At 65.5% G+C, this 1,291-nt stretch carries 1 protein-coding gene; it reads right to left on the minus strand.

All coding sequences use genetic code 11. From position 1 onward, the window contains the following. Positions 1-12: 12 nt before the first annotated feature. Complete coding sequence (locus tag MFM001_RS24255; protein ID WP_192887052.1) at positions 13-1,083, minus strand: IS110 family transposase; 1,071 nt, start codon at positions 1,081-1,083, stop codon at positions 13-15. Positions 1,084-1,291 lie beyond the last annotated feature (208 nt).

Genomic DNA, 1,291 nt, shown 5'->3' on the forward strand with positions numbered 1-1,291 from the left:
GTTTCTCCTATGTCAAGCCGCGGCCGGTTGGCACGGCTGAGTTCTGTTTTGGTGGTCGGTGTGCAGGTATCCGAACGCGATTCGCGATAGGCGGCGTTTGAGGCAGCGCAGGGCCTCGCTGGTGGAGTCGCCGGCGGCGATGCGGTGGCGATAGTAGGCCTGCCCGAGTCCCTCGAGGCGGATCTGGGTGACGGCAATGCGGTGCAGGGCGGCGTTGAGTTGGCGATTGCCCGAGCGGGTCATGCGCACCCGGCCGGCAGTATTGCCCGACCACACCGGCACGGGTGCGACTCCGGCATGGCGGGCGAAGGCGGCCTCGCTTTTGAACCGGGTCACCCCGGCGGCCTCGCCGACCAGTTTGGCCGCAGTCAACTCCCCACAGCCCGGAAGGGAAAGCAGCACCGGGGCGACGTCACGAACTCGCTGTCCGATGCGCTTGGCCAAGGCGTTGATCGCCTCGGTGAGCCGGGTGATGTCGGCCAGCTCGTCGCGAGCCAACTCGGCCACCAGCCCGTCCACGGTGTCTAGCCACTCACCCAGGATGCGGCGGTGCTTGGCCAGATCCAACGACCGCGACTTCGGGGCGCGTTCGGGATCAAGCTCATGCACCCGCCACAACAGCCGGTTGATGGTCGCGGTACGTTGCGCCACAAGGACTTCCCGGCGATCCACCAACAACTTCAACTCCCGCGACACCTCATCATGGCAGGCCACCGGCAGATCCGGTTCACGCAGAAAACCCCGCGCAACCGCCAACGCGTCAATCGGGTCAGACTTGCCCCGCGTGCGTGCGCTCGCCCGGGTTTGGGCCATCAACTTCGGCGGCACCCGCACCACCGACTGCCCAAAACCCAACAGGTCACGCTCCAGTCGGGCCGACAAATGCCGGCAATCCTCGATCGCCCACACCACCTCGGCGCCGAAGCGCTCCCGGACCCACATCACCGCCTCGGCATGACCAGCGGTGGTCGCCTTTACCACCTTCTCACCGACCTTGCACCCGACCTCGTCGACCGCGACGAAAGTGTGCGTGCGCTTGTGTACATCGGCTCCAACAACAACCATGGTGGTTGCCTCCTTCACTGTGAGGTGACGGTTGGGCCGGTCGGCGGACAAACCTCAGTGGGGGCGAATGCCACGCTCCTATCAAGTCACGCCGGCCGGTCCTTCACACCTGATGCCGACAAAACGCATGCACGCCAACCCGAAGGCGGCACCGACGGTACGAGCCAGACATCAGGTGATCAGGATCCAACCACCGCAACATGCGGCACCTCACCCTGACACTGAG

Source organism: Mycobacterium sp. MFM001 (assembly GCF_003402475.1).
GTDB lineage: Bacteria > Actinomycetota > Actinomycetes > Mycobacteriales > Mycobacteriaceae > Mycobacterium.